Raw genomic sequence first — 23,298 nt, 5'->3', positions numbered from 1 at the left:
AGGTATTTATTTCTCCGAAAGTGGAAAATACGTTTTATTTTTATTGACCTTAGATTCAAACACTTTGTCTAGCTTATCTCTAGGCAGCAAACGATTGAACGGCCAAGCTGCCAATATTATAGCATTTTAATACCTGCAAAGCACAAATAATAGTGAAACTTTAGTAACTCTTTCTAATTGTTTTGTTATTTTAAAAAAATTAGAATATTTTTACTCTTTTTTTATTTTTCATGGATTTCTTTAATCGCTGTCTTTTTTCTGATAAACTCGTTCTAATCTTAAAAAAAGGACTGATTTAATTGGAAAGTCATGAAGAATTGGATAGAGGTTTAAAAAGCCGTCACGTCCAATTGATCTCAATTGGGGGAGCCATTGGCACTGGATTGTTTCTCGGTTCAGGGAGAACGATCCAGCTAACGGGGCCGTCGATTCTTCTATCCTACGCAATTACCGGCTGCATCATTTTTTTAATCATGCGTGCGTTAGGTGAATTAATGTTATCAAATTTGAATTACCATTCTTTCTTAGATTTTATAGCGGACTACTTGGGCAATAAGGCTGCGTTTGTTACCGGCTGGACGTATTGGTTTTGCTGGATCGCGATTGCGATGGCAGATTTAACAGCCACCGGGATGTATGTGAATTACTGGCTGCCAGATATTCCACAATGGCTGCCTGAAATTATTGCTTTGGTCTTGTTGCTTGGGCTGAATCTGGTTGCCGTTGGATTGTTTGGCGAATTGGAGTTTTGGTTCGCGTTGATCAAAGTCGTGGCGATCATTGCCCTGATTCTTGCTGGCGCATTTATGATCCTCACAAGTTTCAAAACAAGCGCAGGTCACGTGACCGTCACTAATTTGTGGAGTCACGGCGGGTTTTTCCCGAAAGGTGCTGGCGGTTTCGTCCTCTCCTTCCAAATGGCGACCTTCGCTTTTTGCGGTGTGGAATTGGTAGGCTTGATTGGTGGAGAAACCTCTGATCCGAAATCGGTTTTACCAAAGGCCATTAATACGATCCCTGTACGGATCATTCTCTTCTATTTAGGCTCTTTATTTATGATCATGTCGATCTATCCTTGGACAAGCCTGTCGGCCGATCAAAGCCCCTTTGTCCAAGTCTTTTCCGAGATCGGTATCGCAGCGGCCGCATCGATCGTCAACTTAGTTGTGTTAAGCTCCGCTATGTCCGCCTGTAACAGCGCCATCTATAGTACGAGCCGGATGGTTCGTTCATTGGCACAAGAAGGCAGCGCGCCTAGTCGCTTCAAAAAATTAACTAAAAACCGCGTCCCTGGAAATGCGTTAGTATTCTCTACTCTGGTGATCTTCATCGCGGTGATCTTGAACTTTTTCGTTCCAAGTCATATCTTTACGATGATCAGCTCCATCGCAACGATTTGCTTTATCTTTATCTGGGGCATGATCGTCTTTACCCATATGCGTTTTCGTAAAACAAAACCTGAGCTAGCAGCAAAAAGTTCGTTTAAATTGCCGCTGTTCCCTTATGCAAACTATCTGGTCTTCGCCTTTTTAGCCTTTGTCTTGTTTGTTTTGGCACTTGCCTCAGATACGCGGGAAGCGTTGATTTTCTCACCGATCTGGTTTATCGCACTACTGGCAATTTACCATTTCAAATTCGAGCGAAATAAACCGATATCAACCAAAATTTTGCATGATTTTGACGAGCGAGAGTAAATTCAGTTATTTATTTCACACACTGATTGTGAAAAACGCTTGTCTTTTGACGATTTTTACAGAATTGGTCTATACGTTAAACTCAATTGTAAATCGCTCATGAGTCTTGAATTCATTCACGTTATCAGAAGACGAAAAAGGAAGCAGTGGCTCACTGCTTCCTTTTTGGTATGCCTTTGATTGGTGTAAAATGAATCCTACTGTAGAGCCTACACAAACAAAAAATCGATTTTCTAAAAAGACGTTTTCGTGTTTTCTTATTGCTCTTCTCTAGGATCTTTCAGTAAATGGCTCTCGCGGCGGAGCTGGTAAATCTTATGAATATTGATGACCAACGTTTTTATGACGGCATACACTGGAATACAGATCAACATGCCCAAGATGCCCGCGACACTCCCAGCCCCGATCAACACTAAAATAATGGTCAGCGGATGGACGTTCAAGGACTTCCCGAATAGCAGCGGCTTGATCAAATTGCCGTCCAACTGCTGGATAACTAGGATCGATAGTCCCATGTACAGTGCCTGAAGCGGCGAAATGAACAGTCCGACGATCACCGCCGGCACCGCACCGATAAATGGCCCAACATACGGAATGATGTTCGTGACGCCGCAAAAAATAGCCAACAACAAACTGTAGGGCTGTTTGAAGATCGTCATCGCTAAAAAGCTTAGAATCCCAATGATGAACGCATCTAAAACCGTACTGCTGATGTAGGCAGACAGCGTCTCGTTCAATTCACGTACCGTTTGCCGCAGCTCTTTGCGGATCGTTAGCGGGAAAAACTGTGAAACAGCATCTAAAAATTTGTGTCCATCTTTAAACATGAAAATCAAGATAAAGGGTACTGTGAACAACAGCACAAAGAACTTCATCGCAAATCCCACGATTCGTGACAAACTAGAGGTCACACTGACGATCCCGACTTTGATCAAATTATTGATCGTTAAGTTCGCTGCGGCCAATTGTTCCCCTAAATGGAAGTTTTTAAACTCTTCCTTATTTGCAAGTTCATTTAACCAGCGGCCCGTTTCCTCCGCATAGATCGGTAAATTTTGCGTTAGCTGAACGGTTTGTTCAATCATTTTAGGAACTGCATTCATCAATACTAAAGCAATCACAAAAGCGATCACGATAAAGGACAGGAGAAACCCGATCACTCTCGGCAGTCCGCCTCGCTCCTCTAAAAATACAACGATTGGATCAAACATGTAATAAAGAAATCCTGCAATCACCAACGGCAGCAAGATCGCCGAAGCCATCCCAATCACCGGTTTGAAGATGTTCGGCATTTGTAGAAGAAAATAAATACCTATGATCGTTAAGACTATTTCCGCTGTCCAAAAAAATAGCTTGGACTGTTTGAAACGTGTCAGCATAAACGCCTCCTCTAAAAAAATTTCCTTGTATGGTATGGCTTCATCTTATCATTTATGCGTGGAGGAAGAGCGATTTTTGTAAAAATAAAAAATAATTTTTGTGAATTTTACGCATTATTTTGGTTTTTCTTTTAATTGGTTAAGCCTATTTTTTGTGTAGGTCTTCATTATCCGCTACAATTAAAAGAAAAAAGGATTTGATAAAAATGGAACGACCATCGACAAAAGCGACCCGTTGGATCAAGTTTATCGGCGGCCGGAACCTAATTTTTACATTGATTGCCGGTGTCCTGTTGGGGGCACTAATTTTTGTTTTCTATCATGTACGGTTCATTTTCACCCCGCTAGCGATCATTTTTAAAACGGTTTTTGCACCTGTACTGCTGTCACTGATTTTGTATTACTTACTAGATCCCATCGTGAATTATTTTGAAAAAAAAGGCGTCAAACGAATGTATTCGATTTTAGGGATCGTCGTTGTTTTGTTATTGCTCTTAGGCGCCTTCTTCGTTTGGGCTGTCCCGAGAATTTACAGCCAAACCGCTAGTTTGGTCAATGATTTTCCGCAACATGTAGAAAATTTCAATTTAACCTTACAGGATCTCGCGGCCGGAACGGTTTTTGAGAGCCCCATCGAAGAAATCTTTGATTCTTTAGAGGATGTCGTTTATCAGATCATCAGCACTTTATCCAATTCTCTTGGAGACATCCAGACCTTTGTTGGAAATCTCTTTTCGACGGTCAGCGGCTTTTTCGTTATTTTATTTACAGCACCCATCATCACTTTCTTTCTATTGAAAGATGCTCACAATTTTCACGGCTATTTCTTGAAATTACTGCCGCCGAAGTTTCGTGAGGATTCCAAAGAACTAGGGGGAATTTTGAATAGTCAAGTGGGGGATTATTTGAAGGGTCAATTTATTGTCGCTTTAGCCAACGGCGTGATCGTCTTTATCGGCTTTTTGATCATCAGTATGCCCTACGCTCTGCCCTTAGCGATTCTCGTCACAATTACTTCCGTGATTCCTTATATCGGGCCTTTCATCGCCTTTGTACCCTGTGCAGTGATTGCCCTGCTCCACTCTTTCCAAATGCTGATTGGATTGGTTCTTGTGTGGATCGTCGAGCAAATCTTAAACGGCAATGTGATTGAACCAAAAGTTTTAGGGGATCAATTAAAGGTCCATCCTGTTACGATCGTTTTAGTCCTATTGGTCATGGGAAATCTCTTCGGATTGTTTGGTCTTGTTTTTGGTATCCCGACCTACACGATTTTCAAAGCTTTCGGTGTCTTTCTTTTCCGTAAGTTCAAGCAGCGATACAACCGCTATTATGGCAAAGACGATGGCGAATATGAAGATACGGAGTTTTCGCAAGAAGAATACCCGGCAAACTAAAACCTGCTCGCTTTCGAGCAGGTTTTTTTGCATCAAAAAAGGAGCGGATTTCCCGCTCCAGCTTGTTAGTTCAACCGTTGAACAAATCGTTCCAGCCGTTGAATCGCTTCTTTTAATTCATAGATCGAATAAGCATACGAAAGTCGTAAGAATCCTTCGCCGCTCTTGCCGAATGCCGACCCCGGTACAACTGCTAATTTTTCTTCTTCAAGCAGACGCAAAGCAAAATCCTCGCTGCTCATGCCGAATTGACTGATTTGCGGGAAAAGGTAAAAAGCGCCTTTGGCTTTATAGCACGGCAACCCCATTTTCTCTAGTGCATGGTGCAAATAATTGCGCCGCTCTTCATAGGATAAGCGCATCGGTTCGACTGTCTCTTGCCAATTATTTTTCAATCCAGCTAAGGCTGCGTACTGACTTGCTGTCGGTGCTGCCATGATCGTGTATTGATGAAGCTTCAATAATTGCTCTATGAACATTTCTGGTCCGGCCATAAAGCCCAACCGCCAGCCTGTCATAGCGAACCCCTTCGAGAAACCATTGATGACGATCGTCCGTTCACGCATTCCCGGTAATTCTGAAATACTGGTAAACGGCTCATCATACACCAATTCCGCGTAGATTTCGTCGGAAATAACTAATAGATCATGCTTCTTCACAACATCCGCGATTTTGATCAACGCTTCGCGGTCCATCGTGCCCCCCGTTGGATTGTTAGGAAATGACAAAATCAAAATTTTGCTTTTTTCCGTCAATACGCTCTCCAGCTCTTCCGCCGTCAGCATAAAATGATTGTTTGATTGAAGATCAATGGTCACTGGCGTTCCACCGACCATTTGTGTGATTGGTTCATAGCAGACAAAACTAGGCTGAGGAATAATGACTTCATCCCCCGGATCAACAAAGGTCCGTAAAGCGATGTCTATGGCTTCACTGCCGCCGACTGTTACGATGATCTCGGTTTTAGGATCATACTGAACTTTGTTCCTGAAAAGCAGGTAGTCGCTGATTTTCTCTCGAAGCTCGATCATCCCGGCATTTGCCGTGTAAAATGTTCGTCCTTCCTGAATTGATCGAACCCCTTCTTGCGTCATGTGGGACGGCGTGTCAAAATCCGGCTCACCCACCCCTAGAGATATCGCATCCGGCTGCTCCGAAACGATATCAAAAAATTTCCGAATGCCCGAAGGCTGAATATCTGTGATTTTTTTCGTTAAAAAATTTCTCATGGGCTCACCTGAATTCTAGGATCAGAGTCATCTTGATACATATCGATGCCCCACTCCTTGTATTTGTCTAACAAGAAATGCGTTTGCGTCCCGGAAACATCTGGGATCGACGCGAGGTTGGTGGAGATGAATTTTGAGATCTCCTTAATATTGCGTCCTTGCAGCAGTAAAATAAAATCAAAGCCACCGCTGACAAAAAAGAAGGATTTGACTTCAGGAAATTTTCGTACGCGCTCCGCGATCTCACGATACCCATCCTCGCCTTTAGGGATCGTTTGCACTTCCACTAAGGCTTCGATCCAATCGTCTTCTACTTTATCCCAATCGATCAAGGCCCGATAGCCGCAAATAATTTTTTCTTCTTCCATTCGTTTTATTTCTGCAGAAACGATCACTTCATCTTCGCCTAACATCACGGCGTATTCTTCTACGCTTAACCGACAATCGGATTCAATTAGTTTCAACAATTGTTTGCGTTTACTCTGTTCCATAGAAAGGTCTCCTTCGATTTATCCATTTGTTAGATTATTTTAATCTTTCGTTTATTATTCCCAAAAAAAGAAAAACTGTCAAATGATTTTGAAAATTCGCTAAATACGCGAGAACGATTCATTGTATTTTATCCATACTAAAATTTTTTCTTTTTTTATAACACAAGTACCGGGTTTCATAGTACAATAAATGAGATGAGCAATAAGAAAATGGTGTAGAGACAGGAGGATTGAGAATGGAACAAGTAATCGAAATATTTATTGAAAAACAGAGGCAGCGTTTAGCTGACGGAAAGATTCGCCAAGAAGAGTACGAGGCTTTCTTAGATGGCATCAACGACGCGCTTTCATTTTTAGGGATGTATTACGTAAACGGGTCAGAAACCGTCGAAAAAGACGATCGTAAACCAGCAACTTTTAATGAGATCGAAGAAAAATATAAGAAGTTTCGCGAAGTAGCGATGTATAAAAACAGCTTCTTGCGCGTATCCGATATCATCAGACATTCTGGACAAATGACAGACGATCTTAAAAAAATCACGAATACAGTTCGAGAAGAATTGTAAAGAAGCGCACCCGCTTCTTTACAATTTTTTTGTCCCTTCATGACTTAAAAAAGCTGCTTAGCCTTTCATCAAGAGTTCATTATAAAAGGCTTGGCCTATTTCCTTTAACTCACTTTTATTAAATGATTTCGCGACCCACGTCGGCATCGCCAACTCAATGTTTCCATAGATTTCGATCATTGCTTGAATAAATGCCTGCGTGTCCAACTGATCGATCGCTTTACGCAGACGTCTCGCAGGTTCTAGCAACTGACTTTCCATCTGACGGGTTCGATACTTCCGATAAACTTTGCGTCCTTCTTCAGCCGCCAAAGAAAACAACGGCTGCTCCTGGGCAATAGCCTGTAAGCTTTCTTGCTTGTAGCGATCATAGCGCTGCTGCCAGCCTAACAATTCACCATAAACACTCTCGATCGGCTGCTTGCGAACGGTTGCCAACGCGCTATAAAAATCAATCGGCAATTTTTCTACCCGTCGTTCCCGTTTGATCCAAGTAGCCAATGTTGATTGCGGAATACCCGCGACCTTGCCGAATTGCTCGACTGTGATGCCTAAATCTCGTCGAATGTACATTTTGATTGGGTGTTCGATCATTGTTCCAGACATAGTCCACTTAACTCCTTTGCGATATTTATACTTCATTATATAATGGGCACAAAAAAATACCAAGGCGAAAGAATAGCTTCTCTTCGCCTCAGTAGTTAATCACGATTTTTCGGTTGTTTTAGCCGCGGATCGTTTGAGCCCTTTTGCTGATTGAATCGGCGCTCCGTCATGGCTTTTTGCATCGCCAGTTTCTGTTTTTGCTTTTCTAAGCGGGCGATTTCATTCTCCGCTCGCCGCTTGTCCGTCCCATCTAAGGAAGACAATTGCTGCTGGCGTTTATCGATCTCATGATTGATGTGGCTTTCCCAGTCAGCCATGACCTGCTTCCAGCGATCAGGGTCATCGCCACCGTTAGCTTTCATCGAGTCTCGCAGCAAGGTTGAATACCGCCGAACGGAATTCCCCCACACCTGGTTGCGGTCTTGGAAATAATCGGCTTGCTGCTCATCGTCCAGCGAGGCAATCAAACTGTCTTCCTCGCGGTCCACGATATTTTGTAAAAATGCCATGATCGGCAAGACTAAGTAAACGATCAAGGTCGGCTTCACAAAGAACATTCCTAAAAACAACCAGACAATTCGAAAGGCGATCGCCCCCATGTCTTGTTTGTTCAGCTCGTTCACCCGACGTTTGCGCTGTTCCTCATCCTTCAATGCTTGCCCTGTTAGCGCGACGATCAATCGACGCATGACGAAGGTCACGATCAAGGTCAACACCCCATAGATCAATAGCGTCTGCTTCGTCGTATCGTCGATCAGCAGTCTTGTCGCTGAAGGGACCAGCGATAAGAAAAACAGTAACAATAAGTAGATGACCAATTCTTTGTTCTTCACTTGATCAATTTTGTTAAACGCGTACCCTGTCTGAAACCACAAATTCGCGACAAAACAAAAACTAATAAAATAGATCCCCACTGCTCGCAACAGCGACACCATATCGACAGCACCGTTCGCCGCCGTCTGGATCGGTAATTCTAAAACGATGATCGTCAAAATGATCGCAATGATCGCATCACCGAAAACCACCACGCGTTCCTTCATTTCTGCCACCTCTTTTTCATACTTCTGACCTATCATATAACAAACAGGCAAAAAAGAATAAAGATAAGGAAGCAGATGAAACGATTAGTCTACTCGTTCCTCTTTCGGCTGCTCATTCTTGTCAGACAACCGTGTCAGAAAAATGACGGAGAAGAGAACCAAGCCAAAGCCCACGACCTGCATCCCAGCGAATTGACTATTAAAAAGCAGCACACTCAAGATCGTTGCCAAAATCGGCTCCGTTACGGTCAGCACACTAGCCAAAGAGGCCTCAATGAACCGTAAGCTCGACAATTGGAACAAAAAAGGCAGTGCCGTCCCAAAAATAATGATGCTGATGACCAGTCCAACTGAATAGCGGTCCATCTGGAAATCTGGACGCCAGACTGGATGAATCAGTTGAAAAGCCAGACCAGCGATGAGCATCCCTAATCCCGCGATCCGCATTTCCCCGTATTTTATTAGCAGCAGCCGCGGCTGAATCGTGTAGAAGGCGAGCGTGACCGCTGACGCGATGCCCATAAAAAAGCCCATCGTCGACAGACTGAGCGATGCCGTACCACCCTCCATCACGATAAAGAAAACACCAATAAAGGTCGCTGCCATCAATACAAATTCAAAAAAATTAAGCCGTTTTTCCTTATTTGCCACTAAAAATAGAAAGATAAAGATCGGCCCTGTAAACTGCAAAATCGTCGCGATCGCTGCACCGCTATATTGAATCGCCTTAAAGTAGGTGTATTGAACACCCAGCATCCCGATCAAAGAAAACAGCAGCAGACCGACAAAATCTCGCGGCGTAAATTTTTTCCGCTTGCGTCGGCCTTTTTCTTGAAGGAGCGTCAATCCAGTCAACAGCACCCCTGCTGACAAAAGACGCACGCTGACCAGCCATTCCGGCGAAACAAGATACTCCTCAAAAAGAATTTGGCACATAATACCCGATAAGGCCCACAAAGCACCTGACGAACACGCCAGCAACACACCTTTAAACTTCATTTTTTACTCCTTCCATTCCTTTTCTTGTTGATTCATTATAGCATTCTCAGACAGACAAAAAACCAATCACAAAAAACGCCTTGTGATTGGTTCCTTTTTTTATTCTCCGAGTGGCAAGATCACTTGCGACTCTGCTAAGTCAATCGTGTACGCAATATCTTGATTTCCTCGTACAGTCATTCCAAAATCAGTCCCGTAGACCGCTAAACCGATTTGTCGTCCTGCGGGTAAATGATACATCGTTGGGTGCAAGACTACGTCGATCTCGACAAATTCATTGGCCTTCAGGTCGTCGTTCTTCCAAGCATTCTCCCGATTTTGCAGATTGATATGACCACGAGTGATCAGCTTGTACTCATCCTCTGCGCCTAATTTGAATTCGACAAGATTATCTTCACGCCAATTTCTTCCTAGTGGCAAGCCATGTGGCGCTAAGACATCTGGAGTAGGTTTCAATCGTTTCGCCGTTCCGAAATCAATCAATTCAAAACTCAGCATGCCCAAATCCACACTCGAAGCTACTTTTATAGAGACTCTTGGTCGTCCATTCAAGAAAATAGCTTCCTTTAATACCTCTGTTTTCGCTAAGTAGCGGTGCCCATCCATCGGTCCCGCTTCTTTTAGTTCCTTCTCCCAGAGCGGGATGTTTTTGGTGTACCCTTCGTATTGCTCCTTTGGTAATTGGTCGTTGAAAGTCACCTGTCCAGACGCAGCAGCATCCATTAATTCCTGTGCCCCCAAATGATAGACTTTTTCACTAGCCGGTGCCCAGTCGGTCAACGTATGCCAAGTTTCAGGCGCAGTGTTTTCTTGATAAACAATGTCTGGCAAGAGAGCCTTCGCATCGTTTTCTACACCGTAAAGCTTGTGGCTCAACCAAAGATTCATCATGTCTTGGAAGTCCAAAGAAGGCATATTGTTGATATAGATGTGCTGTCCTTGATGCAGGATCAACTTCTTCGCAACAGGAACCTCCTTCAAGGCATCCCACAAATTTGCAACTTGACGCGGCTTCACATTCCAGTCATTCAATCCGTGGACCATCACGACATCACATTTGATATCTTTAATAAAGGGAAGATAATTTCGCTCATCCCAAAAAGTAGAATAATTTCCTGTTTTGCGGTCTTGCAGCTTCGCCATCTCGTTTAGATAATCCATGAAGAATTTCTTACTATGAAGCCAATCGCCCGCATTGCGCATTTTGCTGAAGGTCTCGATCGCCAGTACATCCGCGTCTTCTCCAGGGAATCCTCCCGGTGCGATGACTAAGCCGTTGTCGCGGTAATATTGATACCAATCAGAGATCGCGGCTTCAGATATAATCGTTTCTAAGCCTTCGATCTGGCGCGTCGCGCACGCCGTTGCCAGCGTCCCTAGATATGATTTTCCGGTCATGGCAACTTTGCCATTGCTCCACCACGCCTTGATCTCAATGTTGTCTGTACGGTTCGTAAAGGCACGACGGTTTCCCGCTAACCATTCAATGTATGCTGCCATAGCCGTTGTTTGTTCGACAGAGCCGCAGGTTTGGATACCGTCAGAGTCTCTCGTTCCGATCCCGGCACCATAGACTACCGCAAACCCTCGCGCCAAGAAGAAATCATTTAAGCTATGATTGTTTTCACGGCTAAAGGTCTCGGTCCCATGAGTCGCCTTCCCTTTGACCTCTCGTTCTGCTGGCAATTCCACTGGTGTTGGTTGGTATTGTATTTCTTCATACGTCGTCTCTGTCGGTTCTTTTCGTTCCAATGGCACGTTGACATCGTAGGTCAATGCTTCACCGGCAGGTCCGTTGACACCCTGACTGTAGGGACTCGCTGTAAATAAGGTCCCTACTTGCAACCCGTCTTCTGTTTCAATCGGCCGTAAAATTTCTAATTTTAATAAATCCAGCTGCCCATCGTTGTCCGTATCTAGAGGTGCCTCCACATAAACGACTTCACGAATCAGTTTCGCCGTATCAAACACTGCCTGCGCTTTGCCATTAAAAAAGAACGGTCTGCTCACTTCGTTGTTCTCGTAATACCCCTCTGAGGCAAGCTTATCCAAATAATTCAATCCATTTTTAGTGTGACTCGTCAACAAGAGATACCACGCTTCAATGAGGGTATCGCTATGGGAAAAGTCACTGTCGATCATCGGGATGCCAATTCTAGCTGCTTCTTCTAAAACTTTTCCGGGATCAAAATCGATCGTCGGCTCAAAATCAAGCTGCTGCAACCCCATCATATAAAACACTTCTTTTGTGACCGGTTGTTTTGACCGATAGAAATCAGCTAAATCCGTCGTTTCATCGGCCAAAAAATTGCCAAGTTTGCTGATAAAGCCGCTTTCGTCCCGTACGGTTAAAAAACTCTTTCGTAAAAACGCAAACCATAATTTCGTCGCGTCCTTTGAGGCGTCGATCGTCAGAAAGCCTGCCGCCATCAACTCTTTCTTCGCTTCTTCAAGTGAGACTCGTTTTAAACCAAATTGATTGATTTTCATGTACATTTCTCCTCGTATAGTCAGATTGTCAGATACACCGATGGGGTCTCTCACTCTTTCTTTATCCCATTTATCCAATCGCTCAAATAAACAATAAAAAAACAGACCGATTCCCCTTTTTTCTGATAAAATAATTATAACAAATACTTTCGATAAGTTCGTTAAAGTTCAATGAAAACGATTACCGATCATTATCTGAGGAGGAAGAAGAATGGAAGAAATGACTTACTGCCAAAGTTGCGGCATGCCCCTAACAAGCGGAACACACGGGACAGAACACGATGGCTCTCAAAATAAGGAGTACTGCCTTTACTGCTACAAGCACGGCGGTTTTGTCGATGACCATACAATGGAAGAAATGATCGCGATCAGCTTGACCCACATGAAAGAAGCAGGAATATTAGAAGAACAGGGAAAAACCGAGGAAGAAGCCTTAGCATTTATGAACGACTTCTTCCCAGAGTTGAAGCGTTGGAAAAAAACATCGTAGAATACGGTGTTCTTTCTTTGATCAACAGGTAGAAAAGCAACTCGGAAACTTACAATAAGCCTCCAGATTGCTTTTCTACTTCTTTAACTGTCAGTTGCGGCCAAATTTTTTGCCATTCCTTTTTGTTTACTCGTTCCTGATAGATTTTCTTTCTAGCATCATGCTCCATAAAATGAGGCGTTGGACGTACGACAAAATTTACAAGATCATCCACACCATGAGGTGCTATCAATTCAAGCTTCCCCTTTTCCATGCGCACCGCGATCGCCGTACAAGTCTCTGGAAATTTTGAAACAGCATCGTAACAGTCTTCATAGGGCGCTGTTTTAGGATTATGCAGATGCATGTAACGTTCGTTCTTCAATTCCCATCTGAATTCAGGATGCTCCTCTTTCAATTGGGTCTCAAGGTTTACCGTTTCTTCGTATGAAAGAGCAGGATCAAAAAAAATCACATCGACATCATTTAAATGATCCATCCCTGTCCTCCCAGATAAATGATTCCAAATAAAGTTGCGAATTGTCCCCGCGCATAACCAGCAATCCGATAAAGCCAATTGTTCAATGATTTTAAATAGGTCCACTAGTTGTCCGTTTTCCAACAATAACTCCTTTATTTCTTCTTCTGTCAAATCAATGATCCCCCTATCATTTCGATGATAACAATAAATCGAGACTCAGAACTGCCTCTTCCTGCCTACGTTCATTTAACTTTATGGATAAAGTATAGCACTTAAGAAAACTTTTTTTATTGCTCTCTTTTTGAACAATCAAAAAAAAAGACCTCCAAGCGAACGCTTGAAGGCCATTTTCGTTAAACTAACTCAATATATTTTTCATTCTTCTCTAAATGATTCAAGTAAATCAATAAACGGTCGTACAATTGATCATTGGCTTCTTCGATGGCTGCGCCAAGGTTTTCACCAATTTCTTTGACTGTCCGTTTTCCATCGATCTGTTGAAGAATGAAGCTGCCGTATTTGTCGAGTTCCATCTCAGAGGTTTCCGGGATTTTGTAGTGGATTTTGCGTAACACGCGTTGAATCCATGCATTTTGTTCGGTAATGACAAACACGATGCCATCACGTACCTCATAATGCAGCCCGTCTCTCAGTCGATACACTCGCGTCAACAGCTCTTCCGTTTCCGGATTCACAGCAGGTTGCTGTTGATTAGTCATTGTGTTTCACTTTCTTCACACTTAACAATGGAACGATGACTGCAACAACTAAAATTGCAAGTAGCAAGAATGCTGCCCAGTTAGATCCTAAGAAGCCTGTTGGCGTTCCTGGAGTAATGACACCAGATACTTGCAAGATGATTCCGATCAAACCAACGATCGATCCACCAGCGATCAAACCAGATGACAAGCTGACACCCAGAGTGATACGTTCTTCAGCAACTTCTTCTTTTTCTTTTTTATTCAATACATCGATCAATTGACGGATCAACGCACCAACTAAAATGATTGACGTTGTTGAGATTGGCAAGTAGAAACCAATGGCGAATGTCATGATCGGCACTTTCATGAAGTGCAACACGATACCCATTACGATACCGGCAATAACCATGTGCCATGGCAATGAACCAGAAGTGATCCCTGAAGTCAGTGTTGCCATCAAGTTTGCTTGCGGCAAACCAAATGGAGGATTTGAACCAGTGATCGCTAATTGTGGTGACAAGATCACCATCATACCTGTTACGATAACCACACCAACGATGTTAGAGATCAAGAAGTAACGGCGTCCTTCGTTGAAGTTTCCGCCCATTACGAATGTCACTTTTTGTGATTGTGAATAACCACCAGCTACTGAGATCGCTAATACGATAAAAGTACCAAACATTAATAATTGTTGTGTATTTTCAGCTGACGTCCAGCCCATCATAACAAAAACCAATGTCAAGATAACCATTGATGCGATCGTCATACCAGATACTGGCAAGTTTGACGTACCGATCGTACCAGTCAAACGACCAGCAACGATAACGAATAGGAAGCTCAAGATGATTGACAACAGCCCACCAACAAGTGCCATAGCAACACTTCCAGTGATGATGAAGCCCATGATGATTCCGATAACAGCGCCAGCGATCAATGGAAGCATTCCGCCGCCTTCTTGCTCAACGCCATCTTTACGACCTTGCAGAGTTGCAGAAATAGATGAAATGATTGTTGGGATCAACTTGATCGCGCCGATCAATCCACCAGATATCATCATACCCGCTCCGATGTATTTCACATAAGAACCTGAGATCACAGCAAAGTTTGATGCACTTAATAGTTGAGACGCGTTGTCCCAAACATGTGCGTTGCTGTTGGCCATTTCCATGAAGTAACCAAGCAATGGTGCGATCGCGAAGTTCGCTAAGATCGAACCAGCAAACATCAAGACAGAAACATCCATCCCAACGATAAAACCAATACCTGTCAATAACGGATTCACTTCTGTTTCAAATTTCCATTTGTAGAAGCTTTCGTTTACGAAGCTGATGACATTGTTCATCACACCGAAAACTGAACCCGTCAACGCAGTTAAAACACCACCGATACCAAAACCGATACCCATGTATTTCAACGAATCGCCACCAGTATCAGAAGCAACGAGTGTTTCTGAAATAGCCATTGCTTCAGGGTAAACTAATTTACCGTGTTCGCTGACCAACATGTAATCTTGAACGATTGAGAAGACTCCGACACCTAGTAAAACAGCACCGATTCCTAAACCAACACCTTCGATGAAATTCACTTTACCACCGACTAAAATTACGGCTGGTAATACGAAGATCATCCCAGATGCTACAGATTCCCCACCACTTGACATCAATTGCAATAAGTTCTTACCTAAAATCGTTTTAGGTTTTACAAATAGAGCGACTAGCCCTGATCCAATAATTGCGCCTGGAATACCAGCTGCTACAGTTAATCCGGCCTTCATACCTGAATAAGCGGTCGATGCAGCAAAAAGTGCAGCAAGCAAAATACCTAAAACCATAATGATCGGTGAACCAGATTTTTTAGGTTTATCAGCTACGTACGGGACATAATCTTTCCCAGCTACTCCACCAAAAGCGTCTTTTGAGAGTTTTTTCATTATCTTTGAAATTCCTTCCTTACTATCTTTTCCCCAATGAGTGAAGGAATCCTGTAAGAACAGGATTCCTGTCCTCTCAATACCGACTATTTAACTAAGCGATAAATAGCGTCAGCATAAATAGCTGTTGCTTTGAACAAGCTATCAATAGGCATAAATTCGTTTGGCTGATGCATTACATTTTCTTCTCCTGGGAACATTGCGCCGTATGCGACACCACGTTCTAGGATTCGACCGTAAGTACCTCCGCCGATTGATTCTTCATGGCCTTCAAGACCTGTATGTTCTTCGTAAACGTCCAATAATGTTTTCACTAATGGATCACTTGCTGGAACATAGTGAGGCGTTTTCACGTCACCAATGATCGCGATCGAAACGCCTGCATCTTTAAGAACGTCTTCCATGTTCGCTAAGATCGTATCTTTGTCGATGCCTTCTGGATGACGAACATTGATCGTGATCTTTTTGTCGCCTTCAGAAGTATAGTCGAACAAGTTCGCTGAAGAAGTTGTTTCACCCATTACATCGTGTTTTGTGTAAGCATTTAATTTCTTACCGTTGTAATCTAAGTGCATGTATTCAGCAGTTGTTTGAACAAAGTTCGCACCATTGCCGTCTAACTTGTAGTCCACTAAGAAGGTTGCTAAGAAGGTTGCAGAGTTGACACCGAATTTTGGTTCTTGTGCATGGGCACCTTTACCAATTACAGTAAGTGTGATTTCGCCATTGGTTTCAGCGAATTCGCCTTTCACGTCTGATTTTTCAATAAACGCGTCAAATGCTGCTTTCATATCCGCAACTTTTGCTTCGTCGTTGACTTTAAGAACTGCTGTTGCATCTCCTGGTACCATGTTCGTGCGTAAGCCTGATTTGAAGCTTACTAGATCAAAGTCGCCAGATGCAGCGTTGTCTTTGTTTGCGAAAGTTACTTCATAAGATAAGATTCCTTTTTCACCATTAATGATTGGGAATTGTGCGTCTGGAGAAAATCCAACTTTTGGCATTTCTTCCACTTCCATATAACGGTGGATCCCTACCCATTCACTTTCTTCGTCAGTACCGAAGATAAAGCGGATTTTTTTAGAGATCGGTAATTCTAGATCTTTAATGATGCGCATTGCATAATAGGCAGCGATCGAAGGCCCTTTGTCATCGGCAGAACCACGAGCGTATAATTTTCCATCTTTAACTACTGGTTCAAATGGATCTGTATCCCAGTTGTCGTCGACAGGAACAACGTCTACGTGTCCTAACAGACCGAACATTTCTTCTCCGTCACCGTATTCAATGTGTCCAGCAACGTTTTCGATGTTTTTCGTAACGAAGCCATCACGGTCACCAAATTCTAGTACTTTGCGTAAAGCGGCAGCTGGTCCAGGTCCAAGAGGTTCTTCTTTTGTTCCATGTTCCACGTCGCGGATACTGTTGATGCGAATAAGATCGCCTAAGTCTTTCATTAAGTCGTCTTTACGTGCGTCTACTTCTTTTTGCCAATCAATTGTCATTGTTTAATCCCTGCTTTCTTTTTTTTGTAACAAGTATTGAAACCTGTTAGATTCATTAGAAAGATCATGTCTAAATAAAGTTCTCAAATTTTGACAGCGTAGAATAACTATTTTTTATTGGACGAATTCACGGTCCCTTTTGAGGATGAACTACGTCAAAACAATCAACGGAAAAGACCGCTCATGAATGTTAAAATGTTATTCTATGATTCCTAATTCCGCAGTTTGTTTCACCTCCCAAGTTAGCATTATACCGTATTTTTATTCATAAGTCATTGTGAAGAAACCATCATTTGATATAAATAAGTTGATTTTCATTAAAAATAAAGCTTCGACTTATATTTCTCTTGTTATTCAAGCTGACTAAAAAACGGTACTTTTTAGATGACATGACATATTTAAAGCCTATAAGAAGTATAACGAAGGTTGAATCCGTTTACAAATTATATTTCATTCATTTAGGATCTGTTTCTCTCATTTATTTGTTATCTATTATTAATTTTAAATTTTTGAATTATCCAGACAATAACAAAAAAGAAAGCACACGTAATTGTGCGCTCTCTTTTCAAATTCCTATAATTTTTTAATCCAAAACTCATATATCTGTTTTTTTATCCCACTTGCTTTTGATCCTTCACCGCTGTTTGCGCCAGCGTCATTTTCGCCTGCGGAATTCTGAAAGGCGAGCACGAAATATAATCGATCGACAGGTCGTTCAAAAAGGCGATTGATTTTGGATGTGCTGCTGCTTCTCCGCAAATACCGATCTTCAATTGTGGATTGACCTGTCTTCCCCTTTCAATGGCAAGCTTCATCAACGCACCCACACCCGCTACATCAAGCACTTGAAATGGGTCATCCGCAAAGATCCCCGCCTCCATGTATTGATTGATGATCCTTGGAGAATCATCGCGAGACAAGCCTAAAGCCATCTGGGTCAAATCATTGGTTCCAAAACTGAAGAAATCCGCGTGCTTCGCAATTTCATCCGCTACAAAGCAGGCTCTCGGAATCTCGATCATCGTTCCGATCTGATACTCTAAAACCTGTTTACGGGCAGAAAGACTCTTCTGGATCGCCCCTTCAATAGAGGTACGCACGCGGGCAAATTCTTCGGCATCGATGGTAAAGGGAATCATGATCTCCGGCGCGATCGGGTACCCCTTTTCTAAGATCACTTCACAGGCAGCTTCAATGATCGCTTCTGCCTGCATTTGATAGATTTCTGGATAGGCAACGCCTAAGCGCAGTCCGCGAAATCCCAGCATTGGATTGACCTCTGCCAAATTATCCGTTTTCCGTTTTACTTCATTGAATGTTTTGCCTAATTCCTTCGCGACTTCCCGACATTCTTCGGTTCCTTTTGGTAAAAATTCATGCAATGGCGGATCAAGCAAACGAATAGTGGTGGATTTTCCTTGAGCGGCTTCATACATAAATTTGAAATCTTGCTTTTGAACTTCTTTGAGATCCTTCAGTACGTCCAGTCGTTCTTCCAGACTGTCTGCAAGGATCAACTGCCGAAATTGCAGCAACCGGCTTCTTTCAAAGAACATGTGCTCCGTTCGAGCCAGACCGATGCCCACTGCGCCTAACGCCATGCCTGTCTCAATGTCGTTCGGTGTTTCCGCGTTCGCCCGCACCTTGATGGCTGCATGGCGATCCCAGATGACATGCAATTCATCCAAGGCCACGGTATTTGTCACTTCCTCCATCGGAATCTCACCGAAATAGACACATCCGCTTGTTCCATCGACAGATAGGATCGCCCCTTCTTCGATGACCTTATCCCCCACCACAGCTTTATTTTCTTCCAATACGGTCAACCGCTCACAGCCGACGACGGAACAAATCCCCATTCCGCGCGCCACGACTGCCGCATGGGAGGTCATGCCGCCACGGCTGGTGATGACCGCCTCACTGACCGCGATTCCTTCAATGTCTTCTGGTGATGTTTCTTCTCGAACCAACACGACTCTTTCGCCGCGCGCCTTGGCCTCGGTCGCTGCTTCGGCAGTAAAATATGCCGCTCCTGTTGCAGCGCCCGGGCTAGCCGCCAAGCCAGATAAGAAAGATTCGTGGTTCTTCAATTCTTGCTCATCAAAGTTTGGATGCAAGGCCGCCTCTAAATCCTTCGCTTCGATGCGGCGGACTAATTCTTTTTCGTCAATGATCCCCTCTTTATGGAGATCAAGTAAAATGGTGAGCGCCGCTTTGGAGGTCCGTTTTCCGCTGCGGGTCTGCAGAATAAATAATTTTTCCCGCTCAATAGTAAACTCCACATCTTGCATGTCGTGATAGTGCTTTTCTAAGTCTTCACAAATTTCTTTTAACTGGCTGTACTGTTTTGGCAGCTCATCCGCCAGCACCTGAATCGGTTTCGGTGTCCGAACGCCCGCAACGACATCTTCTCCTTGAGCGTTGATCAAATATTCCCCGAACAACCCTGGGTCTCCTAATGACGGATTGCGTGAAAAGACCACACCTGTCCCCGAACTTTCACCAAAGTTCCCAAAAACCATCTCCTGAATATTTACAGCAGTTCCTAGATCGTCGCTGATGTCATGAAGACGACGATACGTTTTCGCGCGCTGGTTGTTCCAGCTCCCGAAGACCGCTTCGATCGCTAATTGTAACTGTTCGATCGGATTTTGCGGAAATTCCCGTTGCAATTTTTTTCGATAGATCTCCTTGTACTCGCTTACAATTTGTTTCCAGTGGTCAGCCGTCAACTCATTATCAAACGACAAGCCATTTATTTTTTTCAACGCGGTGATGCGATGTTCAAAATCGTTGTTGTCCATCCCCATCACGACATTGCCGAACATCTGCAGCAAGCGACGATAACAGTCGTAAGCAAAGCGCTCATTTTGACTATTTTCTGCGAGAGCTGCTACCGTTTGATCATTCAATCCTAAATTTAACACCGTGTCCATCATACCAGGCATTGAAAACTTTGATCCGCTTCGGACCGAAACCAGCAATGGGTTCGTAACGTCTCCAAATCGTTTCCCCGTTTTTACAGATAACTGCTCCACAGCAGCCATCACTTGGTCCTTCATTTCATCGGTCAAATGATTGCCGTGATTTAAATAGTACAAACACGCTTCTGTTGTGACGGTGAACCCGGTCGGTACAGGCAGACCTAATTTCGTCATCTCTGCCAAATTGGCTCCTTTTCCGCCTAATAGATCTTTTTGTTCTTTTGATCCTTCTGAAAATAAATAAACCCAACGATTCATGCGCTTCTCCTCTTAAAAAAGTTTTATTTAATCTATTTTCAGTTTAATACGAGTATTATATAAAGTCAATAAGATGTTTATATAAATTTATTACGTTTATATATGCGTATAAAAAGTGCCGCACATAATAAATCAGACACTTACATCCTTCAATCGCATCCCTGATCATTCGCAACGTACAAAAAAATAGACGATTCTCTATAAAAAGAATCGTCTGTCGAATTTCTTATTTCTTTCATGATGCTACTCTCGATAACACAGACCCAATCCCTTTAGAAAGTTCCGTGTATAGTTATCGCCGCAAGGCTTGAAGTTACGATGCCCTTCTTTTCGCAAAATCGCTCCAAGTTCTCCCTTCGAAGGATACACCCCTGCCTCTGCTAAAATATCCAGCAAATCATCGCTAGTTAGGGCCAGCGCGATTTTTACCTTTTTGATCAGCACATTGTTCATGTGGTTGAGTTCCGAGCTTTTCGGTGCCGGTGGTTGTGCGGCTGTATTTTTCGGCTCGCCCCGCTTCAAAAGAATAAACCCGTTCAAAAAAGTGTCTAGTGTCTTATTGTTGATCATTTTTTCATAGACATTTTTGTCGAAGCCGTCGCTCTCGTTTTCATCCTGGTTGTTTATTTTCGTCAGCATCGACTTTTCTTCTTCTCTGGAGATCGTCATGCCGCCAAGCTGGAATGCCTTTACAATCTCTGTATCCTTAATGTCCAGCGCATATCTTAATCGTAACAACAAATCATTATTATTCATCGGTTTCCTCCGTACCTTCGCCTGATCCTTTTACTATACCACAAAAAAAATTCGACTAAGGAGTTAATCCTAGTCGAATCTTGTTACATAAGATGCAGGAGGATCAACAGAACCGCAAGAATCGCGGGCGCTGCTTGAATCACATAAATGGATTTTGTGACAGTTTTCCCGCCGTAGATCCCTACGATCACCACAAAAAGATTCAACAGCAGCAAGATTTTTAGCCGTACATCCCCTTCAAACATGAGAAGACTTGCTAAGATCGCCAGACCTAAGCTGCCGTTATAAATCCCCATATTCTTCAAGGCGATCTGCGCATTCTTTTGTGTAACAAATTCATAGGGCATATCAAATGTTTTTGCCTGTTTTTCTGATGAAGCAAACATCTCTAATCCCATGATCACCAAATGAAGGAGACCGATGATTCCTGATACTAGCAAGATGATAACTGTCATGGTTGTTTTCTCCCTTAGACGTCTGCCGATTCATTGCGGCAGCGTTCGTTTATCCCTCTACTATAGTCATCTTCTTCGGATTCTCCAAACAAAAATGCTTACACCTCTTCGATAATAAATCCATGAGTCCGTAACTGATACCCGTCTTCTTCATGGTAATTGGCGCCAAATAAATGACGGCCGCGCTTTTTCGTTTCTAGCATGTCGCCTTCATTAAAAGTCGCGACCACCGTTTTTTCCTTATACGTTCGCGTTAGAGAAACCGCTCGTCTATCATCATCGTAGTGCCACGTCATCGTTCCGTAACTAAATACTTCAGAAAATTGCTTTCGCAAAGCGATTAATTGCTTAAAGAAGGTGTGCAGCTCGTGGTCTTGCTCTTCCCAGATCATACACCGCCGGCAATCCGGGTCCATCGCTCCTTCCATCCCCACCTCGGTTCCGTAATACAGACAAGGGGTGCCTTTTTGGATGAACATAAACGTTAAGACTGCTTTCATCATGTCCTTGTTTCCGTTGCATAACGTTAGGATTCGTGGAGTGTCATGAGAATCTAAAAGATTGAAGCTGACTTCATTGGTTTGATCACGATAAAGCAATTGCTGGCGATTCATCCCAAAAATCATTTGCGAGATCGACAATGATCGTTCCACAAAGAAACCTTTGATACTGTCGGTAAAAGCATAGTTCATGACCGCGTGGAATTCATCTCCTTGCAGCCAGGGCTGTGACGAATGCCAAATTTCTCCTAAAATATACACGTCTTCCTTTTGCTTCAACACAGTTTCATGAAATTTTTTCCAAAAATGATGGTCGACTTCATTGGCAACATCTAACCGCCAGCCATCGATGTCAAATTCGCGAATCCAATACGTCGCTATATCAAGCAAATAGCGCTGCACTTCTGGATTCGCCGTGTTCAGCTTCGGCATGTGCGGATTGAAATTAAACGTATCGTAAGTTAGATTTTTCGCATTTTCTGAATTCTCGACCGCCGTGTATCGTGGTGGGAAAGTCTCAATATGAAACCAATTCGCGTAATCGGATTCTTCCCCATGCAAGATGACGTCCTGCCATTGGTGAGCGCTCGCGCCAAGATGATTAAAGACCGCGTCCAGCATTACACGCATGCCGCGCTCATGAGCTTTTTCCACCAACTCACGAAAAATTCGCTTATCACCAAAATGAGGATCAATCTCATAATAATCGACCGTGTCATATTTATGATTCGACGGCGAAGTGAAGATCGGACAGAGATACAAGCCATTTATCCCCAGCTCCTCCAAGTAATCCAGCTTGTCGATGATTCCTTGCAGATCACCGCCAAAAAAGTTTTCCCGTGTCGGCTTTTCACTTCCCCAAGCAAGAGCATTTTCAGGATCGTTCGAAGCATCTCCGTTGTAAAAACGTTCTGGAAAAATTTGATACCAGACCGTTTGATGGACCCAGCCTGGAACCTTAAAACGATCAATCTCTTGAAAATAAGGCATCCGAAAATACAAATTATCCTGTGTCAGGTGATCCTCGTCGTAGCTAAATAGTCCTTGATCTGTATAAAAAACCTGTTTTCCCGCATAATCCGTAATACAAAAAGCGTAAGCCAAACGATGATGGGGAGCCATAACTTCAATCTCCCAAAAATCATGGGTATCCGTCGTATAATTTCTCTCCATTGGCCGCTGCTGATGGTACCATTGCTCTTCGGCAAAGAGATAAAAGTCCCCACCGATCAATCCGACGCTCTTTATCTCATTACGAGCTGTCTGCAAGCGAATCCTCATCCGTTCTTTCGTGTAAAGAAACGCAAATTCACTTTCGGGACGATGATATATTCCTGCTTCGTTCATCCCTCCACCTCCATTTCTACT

At 43.2% G+C, this 23,298-nt stretch carries 19 protein-coding genes; 4 read left to right on the top strand and 15 right to left on the bottom strand.

Annotation, left to right across the window (positions count from 1 at the left end; genetic code table 11):
* The first annotated feature begins 299 nt into the window (after positions 1-299).
* Positions 300-1,694: an amino acid permease gene (locus tag IGI66_RS14250; protein WP_010778984.1), complete on the top strand. Its 1,395-nt coding sequence runs from the start codon at positions 300-302 to the stop codon at positions 1,692-1,694.
* 257 nt (positions 1,695-1,951) lie between these two features.
* Here the strand turns inward: IGI66_RS14250 and IGI66_RS14245 are convergent, their stop codons facing one another.
* Positions 1,952-3,073, bottom strand: coding sequence for an AI-2E family transporter (locus IGI66_RS14245; protein ID WP_010778983.1), 1,122 nt, complete (start codon positions 3,071-3,073; stop codon positions 1,952-1,954).
* 206 nt (positions 3,074-3,279) lie between these two features.
* Here IGI66_RS14245 and IGI66_RS14240 point away from each other — a divergent pair, with 206 nt between their 5' ends.
* Positions 3,280-4,470 (top strand): AI-2E family transporter, encoded by a 1,191-nt coding sequence (locus tag IGI66_RS14240; RefSeq protein WP_314575600.1) that lies wholly within the window; start codon positions 3,280-3,282, stop codon positions 4,468-4,470.
* A gap of 65 nt (positions 4,471-4,535) precedes the next feature.
* On the opposite strand, the gene IGI66_RS14235 is transcribed toward IGI66_RS14240, so the two are convergent.
* Both IGI66_RS14235 and IGI66_RS14230 read right to left on the bottom strand, forming a co-directional pair.
* The gene (locus IGI66_RS14235) at positions 4,536-5,699 is read right to left on the bottom strand and encodes an aminotransferase class I/II-fold pyridoxal phosphate-dependent enzyme (protein ID WP_010778981.1); all 1,164 of its coding nucleotides are present in this window, start codon (positions 5,697-5,699) and stop codon (positions 4,536-4,538) included.
* The gene (locus IGI66_RS14230; RefSeq protein ID WP_010778980.1) at positions 5,696-6,190 is read right to left on the bottom strand and encodes an Lrp/AsnC family transcriptional regulator; all 495 of its coding nucleotides are present in this window, start codon (positions 6,188-6,190) and stop codon (positions 5,696-5,698) included. The genes IGI66_RS14235 and IGI66_RS14230 overlap by 4 nt, the downstream gene beginning before the upstream one ends.
* 236 nt (positions 6,191-6,426) lie before the next feature.
* Here IGI66_RS14230 and IGI66_RS14225 point away from each other — a divergent pair, with 236 nt between their 5' ends.
* Complete coding sequence (locus IGI66_RS14225; RefSeq protein ID WP_010778979.1) at positions 6,427-6,756, top strand: hypothetical protein; 330 nt, start codon at positions 6,427-6,429, stop codon at positions 6,754-6,756.
* Between the two features lie 57 nt (positions 6,757-6,813).
* On the opposite strand, the gene IGI66_RS14220 is transcribed toward IGI66_RS14225, so the two are convergent.
* The 4 genes from IGI66_RS14220 to IGI66_RS14205 form a co-directional block, all read right to left on the bottom strand.
* Positions 6,814-7,362: a hypothetical protein gene (locus IGI66_RS14220; protein WP_438849339.1), complete on the bottom strand. Its 549-nt coding sequence runs from the start codon at positions 7,360-7,362 to the stop codon at positions 6,814-6,816.
* A gap of 95 nt (positions 7,363-7,457) precedes the next feature.
* Positions 7,458-8,402 (bottom strand): TMEM175 family protein, encoded by a 945-nt coding sequence (locus IGI66_RS14215; protein ID WP_086305189.1) that lies wholly within the window; start codon positions 8,400-8,402, stop codon positions 7,458-7,460.
* Positions 8,403-8,486: 84 nt separating this feature from the next.
* Complete coding sequence (locus IGI66_RS14210; RefSeq protein WP_010778976.1) at positions 8,487-9,401, bottom strand: DMT family transporter; 915 nt, start codon at positions 9,399-9,401, stop codon at positions 8,487-8,489.
* A 99-nt stretch (positions 9,402-9,500) separates the two neighbouring features.
* A complete protein-coding gene (locus IGI66_RS14205) occupies positions 9,501-11,891 on the bottom strand; it encodes a Xaa-Pro dipeptidyl-peptidase (RefSeq protein WP_010778975.1) in 2,391 nt (796 codons plus the stop codon).
* A gap of 211 nt (positions 11,892-12,102) precedes the next feature.
* On the opposite strand from IGI66_RS14205, the gene IGI66_RS14200 reads away from it, so the two are divergent.
* Positions 12,103-12,381 (top strand): zinc ribbon domain-containing protein, encoded by a 279-nt coding sequence (locus IGI66_RS14200; protein ID WP_438849338.1) that lies wholly within the window; start codon positions 12,103-12,105, stop codon positions 12,379-12,381.
* Between the two features lie 49 nt (positions 12,382-12,430).
* On the opposite strand, the gene IGI66_RS14195 is transcribed toward IGI66_RS14200, so the two are convergent.
* The 8 genes from IGI66_RS14195 to IGI66_RS14160 all read right to left on the bottom strand — a co-directional run bounded on the left by IGI66_RS14195 (position 12,431) and on the right by IGI66_RS14160 (position 23,277).
* On the bottom strand, positions 12,431-13,012 hold the full coding sequence (locus IGI66_RS14195) for a nucleotidyltransferase family protein (RefSeq protein ID WP_438849337.1): 582 nt from the start codon (positions 13,010-13,012) through the stop codon (positions 12,431-12,433).
* 182 nt (positions 13,013-13,194) lie between these two features.
* The gene (locus IGI66_RS14190) at positions 13,195-13,560 is read right to left on the bottom strand and encodes a PqqD family protein (RefSeq protein ID WP_010778972.1); all 366 of its coding nucleotides are present in this window, start codon (positions 13,558-13,560) and stop codon (positions 13,195-13,197) included.
* Positions 13,553-15,472, bottom strand: coding sequence for an OPT/YSL family transporter (locus tag IGI66_RS14185; protein WP_010778971.1), 1,920 nt, complete (start codon positions 15,470-15,472; stop codon positions 13,553-13,555). The genes IGI66_RS14190 and IGI66_RS14185 overlap by 8 nt, the downstream gene beginning before the upstream one ends.
* A gap of 86 nt (positions 15,473-15,558) precedes the next feature.
* Positions 15,559-16,977 carry a dipeptidase PepV gene (gene pepV, locus IGI66_RS14180; protein WP_010778970.1) on the bottom strand — a complete coding sequence of 473 codons (1,419 nt, stop codon included), beginning with the start codon at positions 16,975-16,977 and terminating at the stop codon, positions 15,559-15,561.
* Between the two features lie 611 nt (positions 16,978-17,588).
* A complete protein-coding gene (gene ppdK, locus IGI66_RS14175; RefSeq protein WP_438849336.1) occupies positions 17,589-20,219 on the bottom strand; it encodes a pyruvate, phosphate dikinase in 2,631 nt (876 codons plus the stop codon).
* A gap of 243 nt (positions 20,220-20,462) precedes the next feature.
* Positions 20,463-20,975, bottom strand: a complete 513-nt coding sequence (locus tag IGI66_RS14170) for a DUF1456 family protein (RefSeq protein WP_431379195.1) — start codon at positions 20,973-20,975, stop codon at positions 20,463-20,465.
* A gap of 83 nt (positions 20,976-21,058) precedes the next feature.
* Positions 21,059-21,430 carry a DUF1304 domain-containing protein gene (locus tag IGI66_RS14165; protein ID WP_438849335.1) on the bottom strand — a complete coding sequence of 124 codons (372 nt, stop codon included), beginning with the start codon at positions 21,428-21,430 and terminating at the stop codon, positions 21,059-21,061.
* Between the two features lie 98 nt (positions 21,431-21,528).
* On the bottom strand, positions 21,529-23,277 hold the full coding sequence (locus IGI66_RS14160) for a glycoside hydrolase family 13 protein (protein ID WP_438849334.1): 1,749 nt from the start codon (positions 23,275-23,277) through the stop codon (positions 21,529-21,531).
* Between the last annotated feature and the right edge of the window lie 21 nt (positions 23,278-23,298).

The organism is Enterococcus sp. AZ048, assembly GCF_051715125.1.
GTDB classification, from domain to species: domain Bacteria; phylum Bacillota; class Bacilli; order Lactobacillales; family Enterococcaceae; genus Enterococcus_A; species Enterococcus_A gilvus.
The sequence above is the reverse complement of the archived record's forward strand: the minus strand, read 5'-3'. Positions and strand labels throughout refer to the sequence as shown.